Below are 24,899 nucleotides of genomic sequence, written 5' to 3'. Positions count from 1 at the left end.
GGCCATCCAATGACGCTCCGAAACCTTGTCGCGACCTTCACCGTGGCTGCCGTGGCCGTGTTGAGCCCAACGCTGCCACTTCTCGCACAGAACACCGCCGGGGGCGAACCCGCGCAGGCGCAGACCGCACAGACGACGCAGTCCACAAATCCGCCACCGAAAGCGATTAGCGCTGGACAGGAGGCTCAATCAGCCGGGCCGCGGGAAGGTCAGGTCGTCGCTACCCAGAACAGCGAGGCTCCTCGCGCCTATTGGACCTATAAGACACCTTACGAGTTCTGGCTCACTGCCATGACCGTTGCCATCATGGCGGTTACGATCCTCGCGCTTTGCCTGATGGCCGGCCGAGCGGCAATCACGCCAGAATTTACACGGACGTTCATCATTATCGTCGTCGTGTTCGCCTCGCTCTTCCTGATCTCCGCCGGTTACTCCGACAAGCAGGCCGCTCCGGTGTACAGCCTCCTCGGAACTATCGTTGGATACATCTTCGGCCGGATGACCGGAGAAGCGCGGGCCGGGTCGGCGCCGGAGCCCGCGCCCGAAACGCCAGGGGCGAATAAAAGGGACGAAGCGAAATTCCCTCGATAGGAGAAACGTGATGAGGAACACCGGCATTTTGACATCGGTTGCTCTGATTATCAGCACCGATCTAACATTCGCGCAATCTGCGCTGCCCGACCGTACCTTTCTTGGGGGACTCGCGCCGGAGGCCGCACCCGGCGTGATCGGCTCTGGAGTGCCAATCTTCGATCCGTCGGTAATTATGCCTGACATCTCAACGATGCCCCCTGCCTTTGCTCCAAATCCACTTGTGCAGGAACCGCTCCGATCACCGCGCGCCCTGTACGATCCTGTAATCGGATCAGAGAACGTAGGCTTCGTGAACGGCTACACCGAGGCGCTTAATGTCGATGTAGTCGTCGGAGGCAGCCATCAGACCCTGCTTCTGGCGCCGAGAGAAATCGCGACGGTCAAACTTGGTGCGGCTTCAGGCGTCACTGCTGTAATAGGAACGGGCGGTACGAGTTTCGTGCTGGCTATTGAACGTGGCAAACTCTATCGCCTGCATGCAGCAGACGGGAAGTACGTCATCTCCGAGTTTGTCGGAGAGTAGCGCAAGTTAGGTATGGCGCATGAGCGCTCGTGGTCAATCCGCCTGCGGTCGCAGTGCGACGTCTTTTGCGGAACGTTCGCAATTCCCAAATTGTCGAACAATTCCATCCATCCTGGCCGAAGCTACTCGTGCTCGTCACCTGCAGCAAGCGTCCACACGGCAGCATGATAGTCGTCGAGCTTTGCCTCGGTACAGCTTGCTCAAGTGAGACGTTCCCCAAGACCCTTTCCACCGCTTGTTGCCAGGACGTTCACGTTTTAGGCCAAAAAGATCGCATAATGTATCGAGTGGAATGCCTGGAACGGCAAAGGCTAGGCGCGGTTTTTGGCGGCGACAATTGCCTCTGCCTGAATCACACAGAGCTCGATTTCTTGTTTGGTCATGCCGTTGGCTGCATTGGCGAAGCGCTCGACCAAGGCGGCGAGATGAGCATCTTGCGCGGTGCTCACGGTCACGCCTAACAGCCAGTTGGGCGACGTCCCTAAAGCGTCGGAGATTCTCACAAGCGTTGCCAAGTCTGGCTCTCTACGCCCTGACGCGTAGTGCGCGTAACGACGTTCATCGAGCCCCACCCGCCGAGCTGCTTCAGCGTTAGAAATGCCCAACTGTTGGGCTCGCTCCTGCAATCGTCTCGCGAGTGTGTCCATGGGAACAATTTGTTCCTTAGGGACACGAATATAGCCACGAACGATATGGAGTGTTATAAGAACAATATGTAGTGTTGATTGCAACGATGGACCCGGCCTGAGGAGGTGGAACCGCACATGGAACTACGTCAGCTTTCGTTCTTCGTCGCGGTGGCCGAGGAACTGCACTTCAATCGAGCGGCGGCGCGCATGTGCATCGCCCAGCCGGCATTGAGCGCGCACATCCAGGCGTTGGAGAAGGAGCTGGGGGTTCGGCTGCTGGATCGGTCGACGCGTCGGGTCGAGCTCACGCGGGCAGGGGAGGCGTTCTACGATCGGGCGGTTCGGATCATTGGTGATGTCGGGCTTTCGATCGATGTCGCGCGATCGGTGGCCGGCAAGGCGGCGCGGACGATCAAGATCGGAACCGTCTATCCGGCGACCATAGGAGTTCTGCCGGCGTTTCTTGCGCGCATCGGTCGGAAGTTTCCTGATGTGGCGCTGCATGTGACGAGCGGCTCGACCTCAGACATCATCCGCGGCTTGGAAAACGGCCAGATCAATCTCGGCTTCATTCGTCCCGTCGAAAACATCGGTTCATTGCGCTTCTTCTCGATCGCCCATGAGCGCTATATGCTGGCAGTCGAGAAGACGAGTCCTCTGGCACTTCGAAGCGAGATCGACATCGAAGATCTGAGGAGAGAGAAGATCATCGCCTTCTCCCGTCAAAACCTTTCCTATTCGGAGCGCTACTTCTCCGAGATGTTCGAGACCCATGGGCTGACCGGCAACATCGCCTACAGCTGCGACGACACCTTTTCGCTGGTGTCGCTGGTCTCCGCCGGCCTAGGTATCGGGTTTGCGCCGGAGTGGACGAAAGACCTGCCCAACCGCAGTTTCGAGCTTCGGCCCGTGCGCGGCGTTGATCTGAAGATCGGGCTTGGAGTTGCCTGGAACAAGGAAGACCCAACGGCGTCGCGGGACGACATCATCGACATAGCCCGGTCACTGGCGCGGCCGGGTAGGTGAAGGGGAGGTAAGCGCTCAGTTGCACCCTGCTCACGCCTTTCGCAGCAACGTGCTTCTAGGACAGCATCTCCAGGCCGTGTTTCCGGACGATCGAGAGCAGCTTCAATGCGGGGCCGCTCGGCCTCTTCGCACCGGTTTCCCACTTTTGTACTGTCGATTCACTGGTATTCAGATAGCGCGCGAAGACTGGCTGGCTGACATGGTTGTTCTCGCGCAGCGCCTTGATCTCACCCGGCGATAGCTCCTGCGGGATGGACAGGCAAGTCTCATCAAAGGTTTTCATGGTTTCCTTGTTGATAGTGCCTGCCGCATACATATCTTCTACGGCGCTATAAATTGCCTCAAAGGCATCGCTCTTGAACTTGCGCTTAGTCGTCACTGCAAATCTCCAGTAGGGCGCCGGTCCCGATTTCGGCATCAAGCTCGGCCTGCGTCTTGCGCCGATAGAGTTCGGCGAGCTTCCGGAAAGCCAGGAGTTCGTCGTCATTGATGTTTGCGCGGTCCTTCTTCGCGAACAGATAGGCGAACACCCAGTACTCACCCGCTTTCGCCAGAACGATCGAACGGTGCATGTTATCGTTGAGCCGCTTCTTGAACACGCCGCCATCGAGATCATCAGCCTGTCCGCGTGCGACTTGGTCAATTGCCTTGCGAAGGGCTTTGTCGGAGATCCGCGCTTTCTTCGCTGCCTTGGAAAACCACGCCGTTTTGAAAGTCTGTCGTGATATCGCTTTATATAGCACTAGGTGCTACACCTATCAAGTTGTCGGGAAAATTGCGGAGACTACGCTGCTTCCCATACCTGATTCAAAATCCTGGCAGCAAGCGCCGCTTTTTCCTGCGGCAGGAAACGACCGTAGTGGTTCGCAACCATCTCCGGCGTGTCCTGGATGGCGTAGCTTGCCTGCTCGTAGGATCCGGTTTGTTTCAGGATATGCGTCGCAAGGACATCTCGGACGTTATGGGGACCATGCGGAAGCAAACCCTTGATGGCGCCGCGACCGGTATATGGATTGTAGATGCCATAGCGTTGGATCGCAGTCCGCCAAGCCTCGTAAAAGGTCGTCTGGTCGTAAGACGCATCCTTGGTTTTGGTTTTGACCGTCTTCACGAAAAGGGTGCCTGGATCTTCGGCGCCAGCGAGCAGCACGGCACGATGACGCTCGATATACGCGTTCAGATGGGGATAGAGATCCTGCAGGTTCGGAAGCACCAGACGGAACGGCTTCGAACCGAAGAATGAGGAGTTCGCATTCTTGAAGGCATTGGAAGGGATCAGGACTTCCCAGCCGCCATCGCGGTCGCTCCAGCGGATCTCACCACGCTTCATGTCTTCAAGACGACGCTCCGACGTCGGGAAATGTCCCCGCGGGCAAACAAGCAGTTGCCTGAGGTTCTTCTGGCGAAGACCGAGATGGAGGCCAAGGCGCAGCATCAGGAAGGATCGAACGGATTCCGCCGCCGAACGCGGATAACGATCCTGGTCCGGCATGCGCCGCATGATTTCGTCGGTGATCTTGCGATACTCGGCGAGCGGACTGTCAGCCTCGAGCACGGACATAATCGGCTCGAAGGGATCACGGTGCACACGCGCGACACGCTGAATCTCTCTCGAGCGTTGCGACGCATGCTTGAAGACGATGTCGCACGACGAATGCCAGTCCTTTTGTGCCGCAGCGATCTCCGCAGATGTCACCAGGCCGGGGATTGGGCTCGCATTCTGGACGAGCTCCGGATGCTGCCACATCCAACCCGTCTCGGGCCGAACCATGCCGAGAAGCACGCTCAACATGTCTTCTTCCCATGTGGTGTAGAAGCCACGGCGCTTCTCTCGCCAATGCAGGTACCAATCCCAGATCCCGGGAAAGACAAGCAAGCCAAAGGTCAGCTGGCTGAGCGGCACGCCATAGCCTTTGACAGCGCTCTTTGGTGAAGCTGCCAAGGCACCGAACATGAGGCCCAGATGCTCAATCTTCTGTGCAGCCGTCTCCTCTCCCCAGACCCCATTACGCTGGAACCCGAGGGTCGTCAGGGTCGCGGTCTTGAAGCGTACGAGGTTTGCCATCTCCATCGCGAGCCGGGCAGGGGCATCAACAACACCAGCAAGCAGATCCGGATCTTCGATCGTCGCATGACCGGATTCTCCTCCCCATTCCAGATCGTTCGATGCAAGCCGCGGCGAAAGCGAGCTTCCATAAGAGAGACCAGGAAAGCGAATGGCATATCGCTGCCGGATCGCTGCCGCCTGGAAGCGCCGATAGTCGGTGGTGCCGGAGATGATCACGCGCCGTACCCAATCGACGATCTCTTCGCGCTTGCTAAATGGCAAACTGTTGAAGTCATCCGGCAGGTGCCAGGCGAGCCGCCGCCGCTCGGCAGGACTGACGTCACTCTCGAACTCATGTCCGGATACTGATCGTGACTGATGTGGCAGCCGTTCTTTGAAGTATCCGCTAGGGAGCCGATAGCGTTTCTCAATGAGGGCGAGGATCTCGAAACTGTCCGTCGATCTTGGGACGCGCGTGCCGTTCGTCCAACTGAGCAGTGTCTTATTATCGAAGGTCTCGTGGTCGCCGGCGACTGCCCGGTGAAGATGCCAGTACGTGTCACCGTGTCGGCGCATGTGGTAGTTCAGCGCTTCTTGGAAATCTGACGGATTTTCTGTCCAATCGAAGAGAGGCCCTGGGTGTTCCTCGACCGCCCTCGGCGGGACCCCGGGCTTTGTCCTCGTCTGCGTCGACGGTGTTGGTCGTGGTGAGCTCGGAGATTTGCTCGCCTTCACGTCAGGTTTGCGGGTCGCGCAGCGAGGGCTTTCGATCGGCGGTGTAGGCGTGGGCCGGTCATGCTCGACTGGTCGTTGCTGATCAATCCAGCGGATGATCGCTTCGAGCCCGGATTGCAGGCCCTTCTTTAGCGCGGGGGTCATCTCGTCTTCCAAAGCGCAGGCATCAGAAACGGATCGCCAATCGATGCGGCCCATCCGCGTCGGCGGATGCTTGCGGTAAAGGATCAAGCTGGAGAGGTAGGGCTTTATGTTCTCCAGGGTCCGCCTGGAAACAAGTGGCGCGACGCGAACATCGCAGAAGTCGGAAATTTTACGCTGAAAATGAAGTGATGAAGCAGATTGGGTTTTCATGAGATCCAGAATTCGTATCGCTGATCGGCACGAGTGCCGGGGCGTGGCCTGCTAAGACCATGTGGTAAACGAACTCTAAATTTGACCCAGAGATGCGTGTGAAATCGTATCGGCGAACGCACAGGCTGTGCTAAGCGTCAATCATGGGATTCGGGGTCTTCATTCATCGCTCAGATTCGATCTACGACGACAGCCCGGCAGAACAGTACCAGTTTCCAAGCCAATATCTTGGAAGGGTGCGGGCCTGCCTTGGCGATTGGATCATCTACTATGAGCCGCGCAAGGTTGCGGCGACGCGGGGCTATTTCGCTGTCGCCAAGGTGGCCGAGGTCATCCCAGATCCAAAGGCGCCGGGCATGTATCTCGCGCTCATCGAGCCGGGCAGCTATCTCGACTTCATCAATCCGGTTCCTTTCAGCGGAGCAGAAGGTGTGGTTGAGCGCGGCGTCCTGAACGAAGAGGGCAGGATATCGGGGAGGGCGCAGTCTGCGGTAAGGCCCATTTCGAGCGCGGACTTCAATCGCATTGTGGGCATTGGGCTAGATGAGCAAGTGCCAGAGTTGCCGCGGACCGGCGAATTGGACACTAGGATCTCGGTTGAAGGACTGGGGGAAGGCGTTCAAACGCCGTTCGTGTTCGAGCAAGAGCGCAACCGCGTCACACAGCTCTCGTCACGGATTGTTCGTGACCGGTTGTTCCGCCGCCTCGTCGTTCAGGCCTACGATAAGCGCTGTGCAATCACTGGCTTGAAGCTCATCAACGGCGGTGGACGCGCCGAAGTCGATGCAGCGCACATACGGCCGGTTGAGGCGAAAGGGCCGGATATCCTCACCAATGGCATCGCTCTATCCGGCACGGCGCACTGGATGTTCGACCGTGGCCTGATCAGCCTTTCAGATGACCTTGACATCTTGATTTCAAGGCATGCCAATGATCGGGGGAGTATACGAGGGCTGATAAACAGGACCGGACGCGCGATCGTACCGATGCGGGCATTCGAGCGGCCGCATCCGCATTTCCTGCGTTGGCATCGCGAGAACTGTTTCAAGCAGTAAAGCTGGTGCAGAACCCGATAAACGTCGCCGTAAATTCGAATCTGCTCAAGGCGGGGGATAGGAGACATCAGCGCCAGGCGGCATATTGCCGGCTTCCATTCTCGTCGGTCCGTTGGAGGTTTGGCGTTGCCGCCCTGGATTTGGACGCCCGGACCGTTGGACCAAAAGCCACTCATAAACGCCGCCCGATATAAGATTTGCACCGAAAGATAACTGACGTGTCCAATCCGCTTGGAATCTCGCATCGCCGGTGCAAGGGGATTCGTATCCGGCAATGGAGCGGGCTTAACCCCCAGAGGCGGTTCGGCCCGTGAAATCGCAAAGGGCCCGGCAGAGTTCGGCGATCTCTTCAAAAAATGCGCCATTGTAGTCGTTGCGGTAGGTGATGAAATATTCGAGCTTTGGCAGCGCGATGGCTGTTTTCATGATCCGCAACCGCCCATCACTGACATATTTGCTGAAGAAGGCCTTCGGCAGGATGGTGATCCCGAGGCCAAAAGCCGCAAGCTCGGCGAGTGCCGCCATGTTGTTGCAGGAAATGGTTTTGGCGAATGGCAGTTTTGGATTGTCGATGACGTCGTGAAGGATCGGCCGCAGGATCGAGCCGGTCGACTGGATCAACAGCGGAAAGCGCAGCAGTTCGTCGTTGCCGAGAACCTGGTCATCGCCGTAAACCTTCGGGCTCGCCATCCAGACGAGTTCGATCTCGCCGAGCCGCATGTTGATGAACTGCGGATGCTGGGTAATCCGCGGGCAGATAACGAAATCGATCTTGCGGTCGGTCAGGCGTTCCATGAGCCCCGCCGTCAGGTCGATCTCCGGCTCGAGGCTGATGTCCGGGTACCGCTCGATGATGGTCGCCAGCAATTCCGGCAGCCAGGACAGCGCAACGAGGTCTGTCACGCCGAGCCGGAAGCGCAGGGGCGGCGCGACCGATGCCCGCGCGGTCAGAACCAGCCGGTCGTTCAGCCGCAGCATCTGTTCGGCTATATCCCGGATATCGCCCCCTTTCGATGTCAGCACGGATTGCCGGGCGGAGCGATCGAAGAGCGGGACGGAGAAACGGCTTTCCAGCTCGCCGATCCGTTTCGAGATCGTCGATTGGGTGACGTTCAGATAAGACGCGGCAGCTTCGAAACTGCCGAGCGTCGCGACCCAGTAGAGGGCTTCCATCTGCTTCAGGGTGAACATCGGCGTTCCATGAAGAAAAGCGATTTATATAGGACGAAATTTATCGCTTTTTCGCGGCGTTTGGCAAGTTTAGATTTCCTTCATGAAGGAAGGCCGTGGGATGGCTTTCGTTGGAGGAAACATGTCAGTCGAAGAATTCCCGTTACCCGCGCCTCTGGGCGCCGAACTCCTGGTGCAGTTCCGAGGCGTGCCCACGTCCATCATTAGCGACAACATGGAGCGTCTTCCGGGGGCGACGGGGATCCTGCCCTATCACCGGAGCGGCCAGCTCATCGGCACGGCGCTGACGGTCAAGACCCGTCACGGCGACAATCTCGCCATCCATGCGGCCCTGAAGGTCGCGCGCCGGGGCGACGTCATCGTCGTCGATGGCGGTGGCGATATCAGCCAGGCGCTGATCGGTGAGATCATCATGACCCATGCGGAATCGCTTGGCGTTGCCGGCTTTGTCATCGACGGCGCGATCCGCGACGTCGCTGCCATCCGGGCGTCGGATCTGCCCTGTTTTGCCCGTGGCGTGACCCATAAGGGTCCCTACAAGAACGGCCCGGGCGCGATCAACGTTGCCGTTTCGATCGGCGGCCTGGTGGTCAATCCCGGCGACCTTATTGTTGGCGACGACGACGGGATCGTCGCCGTCTCGCCGGAAATCGCTGCCGGCCTCATTCCCGGTATCCGCGCCCAGGAGGAACGGGAGCGCGACAAGATTGCAAAATTCAGGGAGGCGCGGCTTCAGCTGGTCAAAGGCTGAAACGCGCGGCATGACATAAGGCAAGAGGAGGATACGCCTTTGAAAATTTGGAAATCGTTTGCGGTCGCGCTGGCGACAACGATGGCGCTGCCGGTCGGGATGGCACTGGCTGGGGAGAAGACCTCGGTCACGATCGTGCTTCCCGCTGGACCCGACAGGCTCGACCCGTGCGAAACGCCGCGGTCCGTCATCGGCCGCATCATCAAGCAGAATGTCGTCGAAACGCTGGTTGAACTCGACTACGACAAAAACACGACGCTGCCGCGACTGGCCGAAAGCTGGGAGCAGACCTCGCCTACCGAATGGGTTTTCAAGCTGCGTGAGGGCATCAAGTTTCATGATGGCGCGCCGTTCGACGCCATGTCCGTGATCCATTCGGTGGAGCGCACCGTCGATCCGAAGCTGACCTGCATCACCCGCACCAAATATTTCGACGGCACTGATGTGACGGCGAGCGAAGTGGACGCCCACACGGTGAAATTCACCACCAAGGCGCCCGTTCCGATCCTGCCGACGCTTCTGGCGCAGCTGGCGATTTCCTCGCCCAACACCCCGATGGGCGAATACACCGCAAAGCCGGTCGGCACCGGCCCCTACCGGTTCGATCACTGGACGCAGGGTGAAAACGTCGTGCTCGTCCGCGACGACGCCTATTGGGGTGAAAAGCCAGTCATCGACAAGGCGACCTATGTCTGGCGCACCGAATCCTCCGTGGCGGCCGCCATGGTCGAGACGGGCGAGGCGGATCTCGCCTTCTCCATCGCGCCGCAGGATGCGACCAACGACCAGACGGACAAGGTCTATCCGAATTCCGACAGCGCCATGTTCCGCCTGTCGGTCGACATTCCGCCGCTCGACGACGTGCGTGTTCGCAAGGCGATCAACCTCGCCATCGACCGGCAGGCCTTCCTCGGCAGCATCGTCAGCGACAAGGCAAAGCTTGCCATGCAGCAGGTCGGCCCGAACGTGCTCGGCTTCAACCCGAACCTGAAACCCTGGGCCTATGACCCGGCGGAGGCCGAGAAGCTGCTCGCCGAGGCAAAGGCCGACGGCGTCGACGTAACGCGCGAGATCCGCATGATCGGGCGTCCGGCGATGTTTGCCAACAGCAACGAATTCGTCGAAGCCGCGGCCGAAATGCTCCGGCAGGTCGGGTTCAACATCAAGCTCGACAACCTCGAAATGTCGCAATGGCTGCAGATGGCCAACAAGCCGTTCGCTCCCGATCGCCAGCCCAACATCTTCCTGACGATGCACGACAACAACAGCGGCGACGCGGCGTTCACGGCCTTCTTCAAGTATCATTCGAACGGTCGCCAGAGTGAACTGCACGACCCCGAACTCGACGATCTGATCGTGCTTGCCGGAACCGAGCAGGGCGACAAGCGGGCCCAGACCTATCAGGAAGTGTTCCGCAGGATCTATGAGGACAAGGTCGCCGACGTGCCGCTGTTCCACATGGTCAACTACATGCGGGTCGGCAGCAGGCTCGATTTCCAGCCGACCATCGCCAACGCGGTCGAATTGCAGCTGGCAAAGCTGACCCTGAAATAGCGACGCGCGCGGCGCCGGGCGATATGTTCCGGTGCCGCGGGTTTCCGTCCGGTTCCGGGGCGGTTCGTCAATCCACATCCGGCGGAGGAGCTGATATGGGTTCATTTATCTTCAAGCGATCGTTGCAGAGCCTGTTCTCGCTCATCGTCCTGATCATTCTCGTGTTCTTCCTGGCGCGCATGACCGGCTCGCCCGCCGACCTCTATCTGCCACAGGACGCGTCCGCCGAGATCCGGCACGAGTTCAACGAGCGCCTCGGCTTCAACGATCCGCTGTATCTGCAGTTCGGCCGGTTCATGGCCGGCCTGATGCATCTCGACATGGGCCAATCGCTGCAGTTCTCGCGGCCGGCGCTCGACGTCGTTCTTCAGGCCTTTCCGACGACCCTGATGCTTGCGGCCGTCACCATGCCGCTGGTGATTACCCTGGCCGTCGTCATCGGCTCGCTTGCCGCCTTCAAACCAGGCGGGCTCTTTGATCGGCTTGCCAGCTTCGTGTCGCTGCTTGGCGCCAGCACCCCCAACTTCTGGGTCGCGATCGTCGGCGTACTGGTGTTTGCCGTCACGCTGCGCCTGCTGCCGACATCGGGTACCGGAACGGTTCTGCACTGGGTCCTTCCGGTGGCGGTCCTGACGCTGCGCCCGACCGGCGTGCTCGTCCAGGTCGTTCGGACATCGATGATGACGGCCCTGTCGTCGACCTACATCAAGACGGCGCGGGCAAAGGGCGTCGGATCGCGATCGATTGTTTTCGTGCACGCGTTGCGCAACGGACTTCTGCCCGTGATCACGGTTGCCAGCGACCAGGCGGCCGGCATCGTCAACGGCGCGGTCATCGTCGAGACCGTGTTCGGCTTTCCCGGCATCGGCAAGCTGATGATCGATTCCGTCATGCTCCGCGACTTCGCCGTCATCCAGGCCGCCGTGCTCGTGACCGCGCTTGCCGTCTTCATCATCAACATCCTTGTGGACATCACCTATGCCCTCGTCGACCCGCGCATCCGGTATAACTGAGATGGCCGCCCCACGGGTGGCCAAGGCGAAACCTGCGGCCCGATCTGCCGCGGCAAGGCAGATCGCCGCGCTTCTGTGGCAGGACAAGGTTGCCTTCGTTTCAGCCATCCTGCTGCTCATCGTCATTTTCTGCACGATCTTCGGACCGTGGCTGATGGCCGACCAGGCGCGGGCCGTCAACCTCATGGCGCGCAACGCGCCGCCGTTCTCGCTGAGCAAAGGCTGGATGTTCGTGCTCGGCGCGGATGCGCTCGGGCGCAGCTTGGCCGCCCGCATCATCGTCGCCAGCCAGAACACCATCCTGATCGCCAGCAGTGCCGTCCTCCTGTCGATGACGATCGGTGGCGCGCTCGGGCTCGTCGCCGGCTACAAGGGCGGGTGGATAAGCGCGACCCTTCTGCGCCTGGCGGACGCGATCATGAGCTTCCCTTCGATGCTGCTCGCGGTCATCGTGCTGTTCGTCTTCGATCCCGGCGTCGAGAACGTCATTCTGGTGCTGGCGGTGTCGCGCATTCCGATCTTCCTCAGGACCGTCAGGGCAGAGGTTCTCGAAATCAAGGAGCGGATGTTTGTCACGGCGGCCCTTGCCATGGGCGCGAACACCAACCGCATCCTGTTCCGGCACATCGCCCCCATGGTGATGCCGACAGTCATCAACCTCGCAGCACTCGAAATGGCCTTCGTCATGCTGGTCGAATCCGGCCTGAGCTTTCTCGGCATCGGCATCCAGCCACCCGAAGTGACATGGGGGCTGATGGTGGCCGACGGCCGCAACTACCTTGGGTCCGCCTGGTGGCTTTCCTTCTGGCCGGGCGTCGCGATCATGACTGTGACGATGGCATTGAACCTCCTTTCGAATTGGCTCCGGCTGGTGACCGACCCGGTCGAACGCTGGCGCTTCCAGACTTCAGCAGGTGCACGATGACTGAGCAGGCCCTTCTCGAAATCCGCAATCTGAGCATCGAATTTCCGAGCCGCGCGGGGACCGTGCATGCGGTCAACGATGTCAGCTGGTCGGTCAATCCAGGCGAAACGCTCGCCATTCTGGGCGAGAGCGGCTCGGGAAAGAGCGTCAGCGCGTCCGCCGTGCTCGACCTCATCGACACGCCGCCGGCGGTGATCTCGCGTGGCGAGATCCTCTATCGCGGCCGGGATCTTCTGAAGACCTCGCGCGAAGACCGCAGGGCGATCAACGGCAAGAAGATCTCGATGATCTTCCAGGATCCGCTGGCGGCCCTCAACCCCGTCTACCCGATCGGCTGGCAGATCGCCGAGACATTGCGCGTCCACGGCGTCGACAAGGCCACGGCCCATGCCCGCGTCATCGACCTCCTGGCCAAGGTCGGCATCGACGATCCGGAGCGCCGGGCGCGCCAATATCCGCACCAGTTCTCCGGCGGGCAGCGGCAGCGCATCATGATCGCGTCGGCGATCGCGCTTGCGCCCGAGCTGTTGATCGCCGACGAACCGACGAGCGCGCTCGATGTCACCGTTCAGGCGCAGGTGCTGGCGCTGCTCAAGCAGTTGCAGGCCGAAAGCGGCATGGGCATGGTGCTGATCACCCACGACCTCGGTGTCGTGGAAAAGGTGGCGGATCGGGTCGTCGTCATGCAGGGCGGGCGGATCGTCGAGGCGGGCACGGCTCATGCGATCATGAACGCGCCGGAGCACCCCTATACGCGCAAACTGCTGGACGCGATGCCGGGCCGTCATGGCTTCGAAGCAAACACGTGTGAAGCGAAGGGCAGGGTTCTGCTGGACGTCGACGGGGTTTCCCGGATCTACGGCGTCGAGCCAGGCAAGGCGGCGCAAGCCGGACCGAAAGCGATCCGCGCCGTCGATGATGCGAGCTTCAAGCTGCGCAGCGGCGAAACGCTGGGGATCGTCGGCGAATCCGGCTCTGGAAAATCGACACTGGCGAGAATGCTGCTTGGCCTCGACAGGCCGACAATCGGTACGATCCGCTTCGATGGGCGCGACCTGCATGGGATGAGTCCGACTGAGACCTTCAAGGTCCGCCGCCGCATGCAGTTCGTTTTCCAGGATCCGACGGCATCCCTCAACCCGCGTATGACCATCGCCGAAATCGTCTCCGAACCCTGGGCGATCCATTCCGACGTGTTACCCAAGAGCGAATGGCGTGACGAGGTTGTCGGTCTTCTCGAGCGCGTGGGCCTGAACGCCGATCATATCGATCGGCATCCGCATCAGTTTTCCGGCGGCCAGCGCCAGCGTATCGCGATCGCCCGCGCGCTTGCTCTCAAGCCCGAAATCATCGTCTGCGACGAGGCGGTCTCGGCGCTCGACGTTTCCGTCCAGGCGCAGGTGATCGACCTGTTGAAGCAGCTGCGCAGTGAGCTCGGGCTGTCCTACATCTTCATCGCTCACGATCTGGCGCTGGTCCGCGATTTCGCGACCGAGGTCGTGGTGATGTATCGCGGCCGCATCGTTGAGCAGGGAAGGACCGAGGCGGTCTATGGTGATCCGCAGCACGACTATACGAAACGGCTCCTCTCCGCGAGCATGGCACAGCTTCCGAATGCGGCCTGACAACGAAGGGCAACACGACCGTGCCGATCGGCGCGCCAGCCTGCCGGCGCTCTTCGCCGTCTGCCTGAAGATTGGCGTGCTGAGCTTCGGCGGCGGCCTGTCCGCCTGGCTGCACCGCGAATTCGTGGAGCGGCACGGATGGATCAGCGAAGATGACTTTGTCAGCAGCTTGGCGATCTCGCAGATGTTGCCGGGCGCAAACGTCGTCAACCTGGTCGTCTGCATGGGGGAGCAGCTGCGTGGTCCCCTTGGCGCGATCGCGGCTGCTTTCGGCTTCCTCGTCGGCCCCTTCTTCGCGGTAATCGGCATGAGCGCGATCGTCGACCGGGTTCACGACCTGGCTGAGCTCGAGGGCGTATTGACCGGCGTCGCGGCAAGCGCCAGCGGCCTGCTTCTCGTCATCTGCTGGAAAGGCACGCGGCGAGCGGCCCGACATGCATCCGGTCTTGCCATCGTCGCAGCCACGGCGATCGGCGTCGCGGTCCTGAAGCTGCCGTTGCTGCTGGTCGCAGCCGTCATCGCGCCGATCAGCGTTGCGCTCAGCTGGAGGCGTGTCAAATCCGATGCGTGACGATGCCTATCTCGGATTGCTCGCCGTCTTCATTCCGTTTTCGCTGATTTCCATCGGCGGCGGCGCGAGCATCATCTCCGGCATGGAAGGTGAGGTCGTGCGGGCACGGGCATGGCTCAGTTCTCGCGAGTTTGTCGAACTGTTTGCGATTTCGCGTGCCGCTCCCGGCCCTGGAACCATGCTCGCCACCCTGGTCGGCTGGAAGATTGCCGGCTGGGGCGGGGCGGTGGTCGCGTCGCTTGCGCTCTTCGTTCCGTCCTCCTTGCTTTGCTATGGAGTGTTCAGGCTGACGAGCGCCCACCGCGAAAAAGCCTGGCACCGTGCCATGCGCGAAGGCCTTGCGCCGGTCGGGACCGGACTGATCATTGCCGGCGTGCTCTCGATACTACAACTCTCCGGCGCTGTCGGTTTCACCGCGGCTGCCGCGGCTGCCGCCGCTGCTGCGGTGACGGGAGTGCCACGCATGCCGATCCCGCTGATCATTGCCGGTGGTGGGTTTGCCGGATGGCTATTAGGATGACGGTTCCTCATCGGATCGAGAGCTTCGGTTCTCGAAATCAGAGGCGTGGTATCCAAATCCGCATCTGCCCAGTTTGAGCAAGGCTATTCTTCAACGCACCGTGAGGCACGCCCTGACTCGGTGAGTATCGGCTTAGATGTCTGCGAAAACAGAATGAGTTCTCGGTTGACAGTAACGGCTGCCTTGTGGCGCGCTGATCGGATACGCTTCTTCAACTGGGAAAGGAGAGAGGCGTAACCGTCACCGTCAGACGAAGAGATGGTTGTAGTCATGCGTGAGTCTTTAGCAGACCGGATTGCAGAAGCTCTATCCTTCATGCCGCGCTGCAGACACGTGGCTACAGTTCGCTTCCTATCAAGGCGACAGATCTGTAGACCGTTTTCCGTGATCGCATGCGATATTCACGCCAGACGACGTTAGCTCGCGCCGAGCAACACAAATGGCCACCAGTCTCAGAGCGCATGCTCAAGTGCCGAGACGGCGCAATAATGGTCCGGCCCCCTCAATATCTGGGGTAGGCGCTAGTCAAGGGTTGGGAAAGACTGTGATTTGAGCCGGGGGCTCTCGGAGCACGAAGGTCGGCGGCGCCTGGCGATGCGTCTCATGCGACGCTCGTTTCGAGGGGGCAAGTGAGTAGTATCGGGCGGGTTTCTCTGGCCGCGGCAATCGTTGGTCTGGGTAGCCTTTGGATATCCGGCGATGCCATCGCGGCCAACTGCAGTTCCCGCGGTGGCCTTGGCTATCTCGGCAACACCAAAGGGGGCACCGGCTCTGTCTGGATTTCGGGAACGAGCGCCGGCTCTTTCGGCCTCGAGGCGGCGCAGGGCAATCAAACGGTCGATAGCTGGAATAAGTCCAGACGCGGCCTTCACCTCTCGCTTTCACCGGTCGTTTCAAACGGCAATGGCGGCACGCACAAGCTCTATGACCTCTAAGGCGGAAAGCCCTGCCTGCTCGACACTCAGAACCAGGTGCGCAGCGGGATCCTCCCGAACATCGACTGGCCCGATGGCCGCCCGGATGTCGGCCCCCAACCCGTCTTTCCAGGCTTCGACTGGCCCGATGGCCGGCCAGATGTCGGACCGCAGCCTGTCTTCCCGGGTTTCGATTGGCCGGATGGTCGGCCGGATGTCGGCCCGCAACCGGTTTTTCCAGCCTTTGACTGGCCCGATGGCCGGCCCGACGTTGGACCGCAACCTGTCTTCCCGAGTTTCGACTGGCCGGATGGTCGGCCGGACGTCGGCCCGCAACCGGTCTTTTCCGGGTTCAAGCCGCGCACCCCGACCGCGCTCAAAGGCGGCCGCGTGGTCCCAGCCAGAGCACCGGACACCTGTATCGACCCGCGATCGTCCGACGCCAGGAAGCAACGCGATCTGCCGATCTGCCGGGACCTCGAGGCCGAGGAGGCCGCCGCCCGCAGCGCAGGCGGATCGTCTCAGGTGCCCTTGACGCCAGGCCGCGACTTGCCGGCGCCTTCCCTCTGGAATTTCTGGTCCGACATCCAGTTCGCTGACATTTCCGACGACCGTTACGACCGTGACAGCGACACGCTGGCCCGCTCGCTGACGATGGGTCTCGATCGCCGGATCACCGACAACCTCGTCGTTGGCATGACTGTTTCCCTTGAGGACAGTTCAACCGATGCGTTCGACGGCACCTTGGGCATCGATACCAACGGCTTCAGCTTCGGCCCGTATACGGCCTATCGCCTGTCGAAGCACTGGGCGGTCGACGGATCGCTGACCTATGGGCGCTATAACAATGGTATCGACCTTAGCGTGCTGAGCGGCCAACAGGATTCGGAACGCCTTGCCGGCGAAATCTCTCTGCATGGCCAATACAAGGTCGATGCCTCTCTGATCCGCCCCAAGGTGTCGGTCAGTTGGTCGCATATCGACAGCGAGGCCTATGACCTTTCGGGGCGCATCCTCAACACGCCCGTCAGCGTTACCCTTCCCGGCGACAGCTTCAACTACGGCATTCTCGATCTGTCGACCGAGGTCAGTCGTACATTCCGCATGCCGGATGGGCAGCCGTTTCTGGTCTTCACCGAGCTCGGCGCTGAATACCAGTTCGAGCGGCCGAACGACGGCAAGATTCTGACCGGAGACCTGTCGGAAGTAACGCCTTCGCCATGGTCGTTCTCACTGCGATCGGGCTTCAGAATGCTGGTGAACGACAATCTCCAGATCGAAGCGACCGGCGGCTATCTGAGCTTCGGTCATAACGATCTCGATGTCTGGGAAGGCAAGCTGCACATTTCCTGGAGCTTCTAGCTGGCGGGAGGGGCGGTGAACTTCGGCTCACTGCGATCCGACCGAGCGCATGATCTCAAAGTAGCAGCAGCTTCTTCAAAACCGAGAATACCTCCTTGTAAGGCAGCCTTGTCGCGCCTGCGACGGCGAAGGGAATGAGGGCAGCGGCGGCGACCGGCAAGACGGCGTCGCGGCTGATGAGCATGGTCGAAAGCTTCTTGGTCGCGTCGAACAGTTTTCCGGGGTCGGCCACGTCGTCGTCGGGTTCCTCGGTCGCGTCGTCTGCCACGTTGCGGCCGAGGACCTTGCGCTCTGCTGCGCGCTGGAAGCGGGTCGCCTTCACGCCGAACATCAGCAGCCCGGTTTCCTTCAGCCGTGCCAGCGGCTTGGAGAAGGCCGATAACGGATAGGCGAAGAAGGCGATCACGATCGCCAGCCAACCGCTCATGATCATGCTGAACGTCGTCATCGACAGCGTCTCCTGCAGCAGGTGTTTCATGACCGCTGCCGCGATCGCCGCGCTCATGCCGAAGACGAAGAACATGTAGGCGTTCGGATATTGCGACAGAAAGCCGAGGCCACCCTTGCCGTCGGGATGGGCGGCGACGAGGCGAAGCTCCAGTTGAGCGATCTTGCGCAAAAGTCGCGCCCAGACGAAGTGCCGCCATACGCCGCGCAGGAACAGAAAGACGAAGAGCGGTAGGCTGACGCAGATCGACCACCAGCCGGGAACGGTAATCCTGTTGCCCTCGGCCGTATGTTCGACGGCCCAGAACGAGGCGTCTGTCGTGTGGAAGTTCAGGAAGGAAAGCAGCGCCGCGACCGCGGCGAGCGCCAGGCAGACGGTTTCCGCCAGCCCGGAATCGCGCTGTTTCAGCGCGTTGGAAATCGCGCGCGCGGCTGATGGCATCGAGGTCGGAGCGATGAGCGGCGCGCGCGAAAACTGTCCGAGCTTGATGCGCAGCCCGCGTTCGACCTGCTGCTCGGCCAGCACGAAGGCGGCGATGGCAATGAAGAACTTTGCCCAGACGCCCGGATCGGTTAGATAGGCGCCCTGACTATGGTCGATCGACAGGCTGTCGGGCAGGCCAAGCAGAAAGGGAACGCCCCAGGCAAGCGCGACGAAAAGCAAAGCCCGCATTCCCGACTGCAGCGCGTTCGCACGCAACAGCTTAAGCCGTGCCTGAAGCTCGAAGAACGGGCCGCCATGGGACGCGAGAAACTCGGCGATCTTATCCGCTTGAGGCGGTGTAGCCACGTTGCTCGTTTCAACGGGGACAGCACTGTCGTATCGTGCTGGGTCACTCATCAGCGTCAATCCTTCCTACTGTGAGTTGTCGTTCGAGGTGCCTGCCGGACCCGTCCAGGCTAACGCTCTACGTCTAGTCGCCCGTTCCCGATATTGTTGGAGCTGCCTTGGCTGTCTCCGCGCATGGCCGCGGCGGTCAGATTATGCGACTGCGAAATCGTTGAAACCGGCGCGCGGGAGGGATCTGCCCTGATGACGGCTTCACCCTCCGCTGCAAAGTCCAGCTCGATTGACAAGTCATGCTTATTGCCCCGTGGTGCCGCCAAGCCTGTGCGCGATTAGCCCGCCAAGAAAAACTCAGCCCTTTCGCGGACGGCCTCGAAAATAGCGCGAAACGTGAATTTGCCACCGTCAATCTGCAACAACCGCCCACCTGTCGTCGGGATCGAAACGGTCGATGAAGGGGACGATTGCTTCCGTGCTCGGCCCGAGGTCGCGCTCGTAGACGATGCCCTGCTGGTTGATGACGAAGGTCTTCACGCCCGTCTCCGCATAGGTGACCGGCCAGGCGATCAGCGCAAAGCCGCCGATCATGTTGCTGTTGATGACATAGTCGTAGCGACCGCCGGCAATGTTGTCGCCTTGCGACTTCACGATGCGGAAACGGTAGCCGAAGTAACCTTCGCCGGTCTGGGCCTTTTCCAGCGCCGCCTCGCTGATCGCGTCTCCGACCGGGCTCTCGCCATCCCCCTGGTCGGCCGGCCAATAGAGACCGTCGGTCTGACCGGGCGTGCTGATTAGCTTCTGCGCATATTCGAGCACGCCGTCGGAATCGCGATCCTCGGATGCGTATTCCTTCTGGGCATCGACATAGGCTTCGACGGTGTCGATCGCCTGCAACTCGTTCTCGCCGACGCGACGATTGACGATCTCTTCGAGTCCGACATAGGTATCGAAGGCCCATTTGCCGTCATCGCCCTTGGTGAGCGGGAAGGGCAAGGGCCAGAGCCGGTCGCCGATCTGCAGGATCTTGCGACCCTCCAGATCGCGAACGACGACATTGCGGGCTGCCCCTTCGCGGATAAGAGCGAACGTATCCTTCACCCCTTCGCTGTCTTTCAGCTTCTCGGCATTCAGCCCCAAAAGTTTTGCCAGGCCGTCGAAATCATCCGCGGCCAGCCTGGCCTTGAATTCGCCGATGGCTTTGTCCGGATCGTCGAAGACCGGCGGGTCTTCTGCGGCGGCATAGGCATCCAGCCCACCTACCATCTGGTCCGCCGGCGGCTGATCGGCCGACGGTTGGTCTCCTGCAGGCTGAGCGCCGGCAGCTTGATCGCCAGCAGGTTTATCGGCAGGCGGTTTGTCCTGCGAATAGGCGGAGCCGATCGGCGTCGCTACCAGAACCAGCGCCATCGCTGATCCCAGGAGAAGGGAATTGAAGAGCTTTGTCATGGTCGTTCTCCTGTGATCCGATCAACGTCTGCGGCCGCCGCCGCCGCGGTGCATCGGCGGCCGGCCGCCACCACGGCTCATCTGTGGCCGCCCACCGCCGCGATGACCACCGCCAAGGCTTTGCCCGCCGCGGCGTGACGAAGCGACCTCACGCCGTCCGGAATTGACATTGCCAAGGCCCGATGGCTTCTTCGGCCGGTTCTGCGCCTTTGCCGCCATCTTCTTCTTGCCACCGCTGCGGTTGACCTGCGACGGCTTGTTGCCCGGGCGATTGATGCTCGGCTTTCCGTCCCCAGCGCGGGCTTTGGCGATCGCCTGACCGCCACCGCCGCCGCCGGGCCGAGCCGCCGGTCTCTGCTGCGCTTTCAGCCCGTCGAGCGTGCTCTTGCGCACATCCCTGATCTGGCCGCCGCCACCTCCGCCGGGCCGTGCGTTCGGCCGGTCGCGATTGATCTCTGCGGCGCGGTTGCGCAGGTTGTTGTTGCCGTTCGCCTTGATGTTGTTCTTGATGCTGTTTCGGTCGAAATGCTGAAGCTGGTCACGATTGAAGTTAATCTTGCTGCGATCGACGTTCTTCCAGTCGACGTCGTTCCACTTCACCTTGCCGTTGATGTTGTTGAAGCAGTTGTTGCAGTCGATGTCCATGTCGCCGCCGTTCCAGCGGCCGCCCCAGACACCCCAATCATCCCAGTCGACGATCGCGGCGAAGGCCGCACCCGTCACCGCGCCGGCGAAGAAAGCCGCACCCGGATACCAGTAGGCGGGATAGGGCTCGTCATAGTAGCCGATCGGCGCCGGCGCATAGTTCGGCTCGTAGAGCATCTCCGGCGGATATTGTGGCACGTAGATCGTTTCCGGGTTGGCCGCCTGGATGACGACGTTGTCGCCCTCCTGCACCACTTTCACCTTGTCGTCGGACTTGATGATGTTCTTGGCGACTGCCTCGTCACGCAATTGCTGGATGGCGATCAGCACATCCTTTTGCTGGTTGGCGATGGCGTCGCCGAAGGACTGTGTCCATTCGAGATCTTCGCTCATCATCTTGACGATCTGCGGATAGTTCAGCAGCGATATGATGCTGCCGTCCCAGTCGTCTTTCGGCTTCATGTCGGGTTTGTTCTCGCGAGCCTCAAGAAACCGTTCCGCCTCGACGATCTGCAAAGGATAGAGTGCGGCGGCGGAAATGAGTGCCACCAACTCGTCCGGGTAAAGCGCGATGCGCGCCACCAGCACCTCGAGCTCATCGTCGCTGAGCGGCTCGGGTGCTGTCTGCTGTTCAGCGGCAGGCGCACTTGCCGTCTGCTGTGCCATGACGGCGGTAATGGGCAATGAAGCCAGTATCGTCACTGCGCTGCCGAGCGCGATGATCATTTTCCGGATCATAAAGTTTCCTCCGAGCATGTTTCACCTATCGATCTGGATAGATCTGCTTCCAGTCGTTCTTCATGCTCACGATGGTCCAACCACGCTTGCGCCCTTCATCGAGGCCTTTATCGAGCCGCCCGAAATGAGATTCTCGATCATAGGCGAACTCACGTTCTGCATCGTCATGATGAACAATCAGGGCAAAACTCTTGCCTGCCCGCGAGGTCGTCCATTCCAGCATCTGGAAGTCTCCGTCGGAGTTGCCGAAGGCCGCGATCGGCCGCTTCCCAATATGGGTATATATCCCGATGGGTTTGCCCGGTCCGTCGTCCACGAAGTCGACCTCAGGCAGTCGCACGATCGCAGGTTTGCCGTCCTTCACCTCGTACTTCGATGTGATAGAGGAGCCGACCACATTCTGCGGCGGGATGCCGTAGACCTCTTCCGTCCAGGGCCGCATAAATTCAATGCCTCCACCTGAGACGATGAAGACCTCGAACTTGTTTTCCTTCAGATACGAAATGAGTTCGAGCATCGGCTGGTAAACCATACTGGTATAGGGCGCTCCCGTCTTCGGATGCTTCGCGGACGCAATCCAATCGCCGGCGACTTTCGCGAACTCGTCGCTTGTCATGCCGGCATGCGTGGAGGCCACCAACTCGACAAGGCCTTTTTCGCCTGATGCTGCGAGACCTGCCACGTCGCCTGCAAGCACGGATCTAAAGGGCTCGACGTCCTTCCATTCCGGGTGCTTCGGAGTTAACGATTCGACCCTGTCGAGTGCGAAGGCCAGTTGAACATACATTGGATGTTCGCCCCATAGCGTACCGTCATTGTCGAACACCGCCACGCGTTCAGTGGGCGCGACATAGCCCCTGCTGCCTTCAGTAGAGACCTGCGAGACGAAATCGACGATTGCCTGTTTCGTCGCACCGTCCTTCCACGACGGGAGATCGTCTGCACTGGAAATTGACGATGCGAACGTCAGGGACAAAGCGGTCAATGCCGCCAATTGTTTTACGAAGCTCATGGACCGGTCTCCAGGTATAGGCGTGAATGGTATTGGCGAGCGTCAGCACGGGCAGTCAAACTGCGGCAGTCTGAGCTAATCGCGGTCTTGTTTTCCGTCCCCAGATTGGTTCTCCCGCAATCTACTCAGCGCGCCTTGGATGAACTCTTCTATTTCTGTTTCAATCTCCTCAGTGAGCAGTCGGAAGTCGTGCAGCTTTTGCTCGTCGGTTCGCCAGCGTTCCAGGGCAGTTCTCGCTGTCGCATAGTCTTCGCAGAGACTCCTAAACTCCGGTATCCGGCCATAGAGTCGTCGGATGGTCAGTTCGTGCATCTGAAAATGTTCGACCACCGTGGATAGGTCCGACATGACGGAATCCCAAATTTGGTACCCCTCGATGAACAAAGATTTCGCTGGCTATCGACCGGATGGAAGGTGCGAACATGTACGAACATGTTTCCGGAGGCACCATGGGCAAGATTCTTCCTCTCATGGAGCCACGGTCAATGCTATCTGACTCTCGGTCAGGATATCTGGTTAACTGAGAGATTGGGCTCGGGCTCGATGTCGCAAGCTATTGCTGCATGCGGGAGACATGGACGCCGGCTTTGCGGAGTCCGTCATTGAGAAGAGCGATCAGGCCAGGTGCGAAACCGCGAGCGGTAAGTTCGCTCTCTATGGACCGGGGTGACTCACCCATATTCCAACGAACCCTGTTGAGGGCGGCGGCCGCCTCTCGTGTCAAACCGAGCTGACCGGCCGCTGCGACGCGTAGGACGCTGCCCGCAGTATCTGCGGGATTTGCGAGCTGACGCGCATTTGTGAGCGCTTCGCGATATCTGCCGCTTCGATAGGCTTCGAGTGCAAGGGTAAGTGCTGCGTCGCGATGCAACGGTTCGCAGCCCACCTGGGCTAGCCGCGCGAGGCGCACGCCTTCTGAATATTGCCCGCTGACAAAATGCAGCAGGCCAAGGCTCGCGGGAATGGTGTCATCGAGAGGATTGAGAACTACAGCCTGGCGACCAGACGTGAAGGCGGCCTCCCTTTCACCAGCAGCGAAGCGTGCCTGCATTTGGGCGACGTAGCTCAGGCTTGATCGCGGAGCGAGTGCTACCGCCTTGTCCGCGAGCTTCAGCGCCCGCGCTGCCACGGTCCGCGAGACCCTTGCGTCTCCCGTCGCCACCAATACCAAGGCCAAGCTTGCAAGGACGTCCGGGTCGGTCGCCCGAAATGTAACCGATTGGTCCAGGCAGTCATGCGCCGAGGCCAGGCCCTTCTTATCGAACTGTGCCATTGCGACATACGCAAGGGACACGCACCCTGAACCAATCGTCGGCGTCACTCGCTGGCGCGCCGCCTCCAGGCTGGTGATCACGCCGTCCTCTCCGGCGATCGCTCGCGCCAGCCGGGCCAACAATTTCTCCTGAACTTCCCTTGCGTTGCCGCTGTCGGTCTTCTCCTTCGCGGTGCCCGCTCTTAGCGCTGTATTGCCTTCCGTTTCCACGACCTGCCACGAGAGCCGATGTTCCTCAACGCCAATACTGTAGGTTACCGTGAGCTTATACTCCTTGCTTGCAGGCCGTTTCACCGCCGGCTTTGACGCCATATCGCCCGCCGCTGACACTCGCATTAAGGTTTGCACAGCAGAGAAGTGCGACAGCGCGTGGACAAGATTACGGCCCACGTTGCTCGGATCTTGGCCAACGGCGCCACTTGGCAAGGAAACGTCGATGACAATCGTCGGCTTAGTTGAAAGAAGCGAGTCCCACGACGAATATGAGCCAGCGGTAAGGTGAAGAGCTCCGGCCACTATCGCAAGCGCTGGGACGACGCTTGCGAGGAAGCCGCCCGATATGCGGCGCGCCGGCTGAAGCATAACTGGAGCATTCTCGTTGCATTCTTGCGCTTCGCTTCTGACTTCCACTGGAACAATTGGAGCTTCAGAAGGGATCGGGCAGCTGTGTCTCACAAAACGAGGAACGTAATTTCCCTTCGCGAGCTCGACGCGTATCGCGACCTCATCGCCAGCGGACTGGTAATACTGGCTGAGGGCCGCGCGGAGTCTTGCCGCCTCGACACGCACGATCGGATCGATCATCGGGTCAAAAGAGGTTGGTCGGCCGAAAACATCGACTGCAATCGTATACGCTTTGACCTGTCTGCGGCCGGAAAAGAATTCTTCCACCACATACCGCAGAAGTTTTCGATGGCGCTCAGTCCCGCGAAACTGCTCGTCCGCAAGCATAGATTCGAGTGCCGCACGTGCGTCACGTTCAGCAACTTCGCTAGAAGCCGAGCCGTTACTATCTCCGTCTTCCATAATGCGCTGCTCCCGTCTGCCGACAACTCCAAAGAGAGTGCATATTCAGGCGAACTCTATGCGAGAGTCGCGGCAAGGTGAATAATCAAAATGAGATTGGGAGGCGTGCTGGACAGTCTATCGGAAGATAGCTGCT

Annotated in this window: 24 protein-coding genes; 12 read left to right on the top strand and 12 right to left on the bottom strand. The window is 60.3% G+C overall.

Annotation, left to right across the window (positions count from 1 at the left end; genetic code table 11):
- The first annotated feature begins 9 nt into the window (after window positions 1–9).
- Both M2267_RS13215 and M2267_RS13210 read left to right on the top strand, forming a co-directional pair.
- Entirely contained in the window at window positions 10–591 is a 582-nt protein-coding gene (locus M2267_RS13215; protein ID WP_250807286.1) for a G-protein coupled receptor, read from the top strand.
- A 10-nt stretch (window positions 592–601) separates the two neighbouring features.
- Complete coding sequence (locus M2267_RS13210) at window positions 602–1,117, top strand: hypothetical protein (protein WP_429114925.1); 516 nt, start codon at window positions 602–604, stop codon at window positions 1,115–1,117.
- A 311-nt stretch (window positions 1,118–1,428) separates the two neighbouring features.
- Here the strand turns inward: M2267_RS13210 and M2267_RS13205 are convergent, their stop codons facing one another.
- Window positions 1,429–1,764, bottom strand: a complete 336-nt coding sequence (locus M2267_RS13205; protein ID WP_429114924.1) for a helix-turn-helix domain-containing protein — start codon at window positions 1,762–1,764, stop codon at window positions 1,429–1,431.
- A gap of 117 nt (window positions 1,765–1,881) precedes the next feature.
- Here M2267_RS13205 and M2267_RS13200 point away from each other — a divergent pair, with 117 nt between their 5' ends.
- Window positions 1,882–2,772 carry a LysR family transcriptional regulator gene (locus M2267_RS13200; protein ID WP_429114923.1) on the top strand — a complete coding sequence of 297 codons (891 nt, stop codon included), beginning with the start codon at window positions 1,882–1,884 and terminating at the stop codon, window positions 2,770–2,772.
- Window positions 2,773–2,827: 55 nt separating this feature from the next.
- Here M2267_RS13200 and M2267_RS13195 read toward each other — a convergent pair whose 3' ends face one another.
- From M2267_RS13195 to M2267_RS13185, 3 genes are read right to left on the bottom strand one after another with little or no spacing between them, the layout of a single operon-like run.
- Window positions 2,828–3,151: a helix-turn-helix domain-containing protein gene (locus M2267_RS13195; protein WP_429114922.1), complete on the bottom strand. Its 324-nt coding sequence runs from the start codon at window positions 3,149–3,151 to the stop codon at window positions 2,828–2,830.
- On the bottom strand, window positions 3,141–3,500 hold the full coding sequence (locus tag M2267_RS13190) for a type II toxin-antitoxin system RelE/ParE family toxin (RefSeq protein WP_429115113.1): 360 nt from the start codon (window positions 3,498–3,500) through the stop codon (window positions 3,141–3,143). Before M2267_RS13190 ends, M2267_RS13195 begins: the two co-directional genes overlap by 11 nt.
- A gap of 56 nt (window positions 3,501–3,556) precedes the next feature.
- Window positions 3,557–5,908, bottom strand: a complete 2,352-nt coding sequence (locus tag M2267_RS13185) for a hypothetical protein (protein ID WP_429114921.1) — start codon at window positions 5,906–5,908, stop codon at window positions 3,557–3,559.
- Between the two features lie 143 nt (window positions 5,909–6,051).
- On the opposite strand from M2267_RS13185, the gene M2267_RS13180 reads away from it, so the two are divergent.
- Window positions 6,052–6,963 (top strand): HNH endonuclease, encoded by a 912-nt coding sequence (locus M2267_RS13180; RefSeq protein WP_429114920.1) that lies wholly within the window; start codon window positions 6,052–6,054, stop codon window positions 6,961–6,963.
- A gap of 285 nt (window positions 6,964–7,248) precedes the next feature.
- Here M2267_RS13180 and M2267_RS13175 read toward each other — a convergent pair whose 3' ends face one another.
- Window positions 7,249–8,154 carry a LysR family transcriptional regulator gene (locus tag M2267_RS13175; protein ID WP_429114919.1) on the bottom strand — a complete coding sequence of 302 codons (906 nt, stop codon included), beginning with the start codon at window positions 8,152–8,154 and terminating at the stop codon, window positions 7,249–7,251.
- Window positions 8,155–8,275: 121 nt separating this feature from the next.
- On the opposite strand from M2267_RS13175, the gene M2267_RS13170 reads away from it, so the two are divergent.
- The 7 genes from M2267_RS13170 to M2267_RS13140 all read left to right on the top strand — a co-directional run bounded on the left by M2267_RS13170 (window position 8,276) and on the right by M2267_RS13140 (window position 15,113).
- Window positions 8,276–8,905, top strand: a complete 630-nt coding sequence (locus M2267_RS13170) for an RraA family protein (protein ID WP_429114918.1) — start codon at window positions 8,276–8,278, stop codon at window positions 8,903–8,905.
- Between the two features lie 39 nt (window positions 8,906–8,944).
- The gene (locus M2267_RS13165; protein ID WP_429114917.1) at window positions 8,945–10,459 is read left to right on the top strand and encodes an ABC transporter substrate-binding protein; all 1,515 of its coding nucleotides are present in this window, start codon (window positions 8,945–8,947) and stop codon (window positions 10,457–10,459) included.
- Between the two features lie 95 nt (window positions 10,460–10,554).
- Complete coding sequence (locus M2267_RS13160; protein ID WP_113554695.1) at window positions 10,555–11,472, top strand: ABC transporter permease; 918 nt, start codon at window positions 10,555–10,557, stop codon at window positions 11,470–11,472.
- Window position 11,473: 1 nt separating this feature from the next.
- Window positions 11,474–12,397: an ABC transporter permease gene (locus M2267_RS13155; protein WP_429114916.1), complete on the top strand. Its 924-nt coding sequence runs from the start codon at window positions 11,474–11,476 to the stop codon at window positions 12,395–12,397.
- Window positions 12,394–14,022 (top strand): ABC transporter ATP-binding protein, encoded by a 1,629-nt coding sequence (locus M2267_RS13150; RefSeq protein ID WP_429114915.1) that lies wholly within the window; start codon window positions 12,394–12,396, stop codon window positions 14,020–14,022. Before M2267_RS13155 ends, M2267_RS13150 begins: the two co-directional genes overlap by 4 nt.
- A complete protein-coding gene (locus M2267_RS13145) occupies window positions 14,012–14,593 on the top strand; it encodes a chromate transporter (RefSeq protein ID WP_429114914.1) in 582 nt (193 codons plus the stop codon). The genes M2267_RS13150 and M2267_RS13145 overlap by 11 nt, the downstream gene beginning before the upstream one ends.
- Window positions 14,586–15,113 (top strand): chromate transporter, encoded by a 528-nt coding sequence (locus M2267_RS13140; RefSeq protein WP_429114913.1) that lies wholly within the window; start codon window positions 14,586–14,588, stop codon window positions 15,111–15,113. Before M2267_RS13145 ends, M2267_RS13140 begins: the two co-directional genes overlap by 8 nt.
- Before the next feature lie 893 nt (window positions 15,114–16,006).
- On the opposite strand, the gene M2267_RS13135 is transcribed toward M2267_RS13140, so the two are convergent.
- On the bottom strand, window positions 16,007–16,309 hold the full coding sequence (locus tag M2267_RS13135) for a hypothetical protein (RefSeq protein ID WP_429114912.1): 303 nt from the start codon (window positions 16,307–16,309) through the stop codon (window positions 16,007–16,009).
- A 108-nt stretch (window positions 16,310–16,417) separates the two neighbouring features.
- Between M2267_RS13135 and M2267_RS13130 the strand changes: the two genes are divergently transcribed.
- Window positions 16,418–17,389, top strand: coding sequence for an autotransporter outer membrane beta-barrel domain-containing protein (locus M2267_RS13130; RefSeq protein ID WP_429114911.1), 972 nt, complete (start codon window positions 16,418–16,420; stop codon window positions 17,387–17,389).
- Between the two features lie 55 nt (window positions 17,390–17,444).
- Here the strand turns inward: M2267_RS13130 and M2267_RS13125 are convergent, their stop codons facing one another.
- The 6 genes from M2267_RS13125 to M2267_RS13100 all read right to left on the bottom strand — a co-directional run bounded on the left by M2267_RS13125 (window position 17,445) and on the right by M2267_RS13100 (window position 24,763).
- The gene (locus M2267_RS13125) at window positions 17,445–18,677 is read right to left on the bottom strand and encodes a hypothetical protein (protein WP_429114910.1); all 1,233 of its coding nucleotides are present in this window, start codon (window positions 18,675–18,677) and stop codon (window positions 17,445–17,447) included.
- 351 nt (window positions 18,678–19,028) lie between these two features.
- Window positions 19,029–20,069: a DUF2950 domain-containing protein gene (locus M2267_RS13120; protein ID WP_429114909.1), complete on the bottom strand. Its 1,041-nt coding sequence runs from the start codon at window positions 20,067–20,069 to the stop codon at window positions 19,029–19,031.
- Between the two features lie 21 nt (window positions 20,070–20,090).
- Window positions 20,091–21,452 (bottom strand): DUF3300 domain-containing protein, encoded by a 1,362-nt coding sequence (locus M2267_RS13115; RefSeq protein ID WP_429114908.1) that lies wholly within the window; start codon window positions 21,450–21,452, stop codon window positions 20,091–20,093.
- Window positions 21,453–21,477: 25 nt separating this feature from the next.
- Window positions 21,478–22,464 (bottom strand): HAD family hydrolase, encoded by a 987-nt coding sequence (locus tag M2267_RS13110; protein ID WP_429114907.1) that lies wholly within the window; start codon window positions 22,462–22,464, stop codon window positions 21,478–21,480.
- A 75-nt stretch (window positions 22,465–22,539) separates the two neighbouring features.
- Entirely contained in the window at window positions 22,540–22,812 is a 273-nt protein-coding gene (locus M2267_RS13105) for a hypothetical protein (RefSeq protein ID WP_429114906.1), read from the bottom strand.
- A gap of 205 nt (window positions 22,813–23,017) precedes the next feature.
- The gene (locus M2267_RS13100; RefSeq protein ID WP_429114905.1) at window positions 23,018–24,763 is read right to left on the bottom strand and encodes a tetratricopeptide repeat protein; all 1,746 of its coding nucleotides are present in this window, start codon (window positions 24,761–24,763) and stop codon (window positions 23,018–23,020) included.
- Window positions 24,764–24,899 lie beyond the last annotated feature (136 nt).

This window comes from Ensifer sp. KUDG1 (assembly GCF_050434285.1).
In the GTDB taxonomy this organism is placed as follows: Bacteria; Pseudomonadota; Alphaproteobacteria; order Rhizobiales; family Rhizobiaceae; genus Ensifer.
This window is presented reverse-complemented; position numbering and strand designations above follow the sequence as displayed.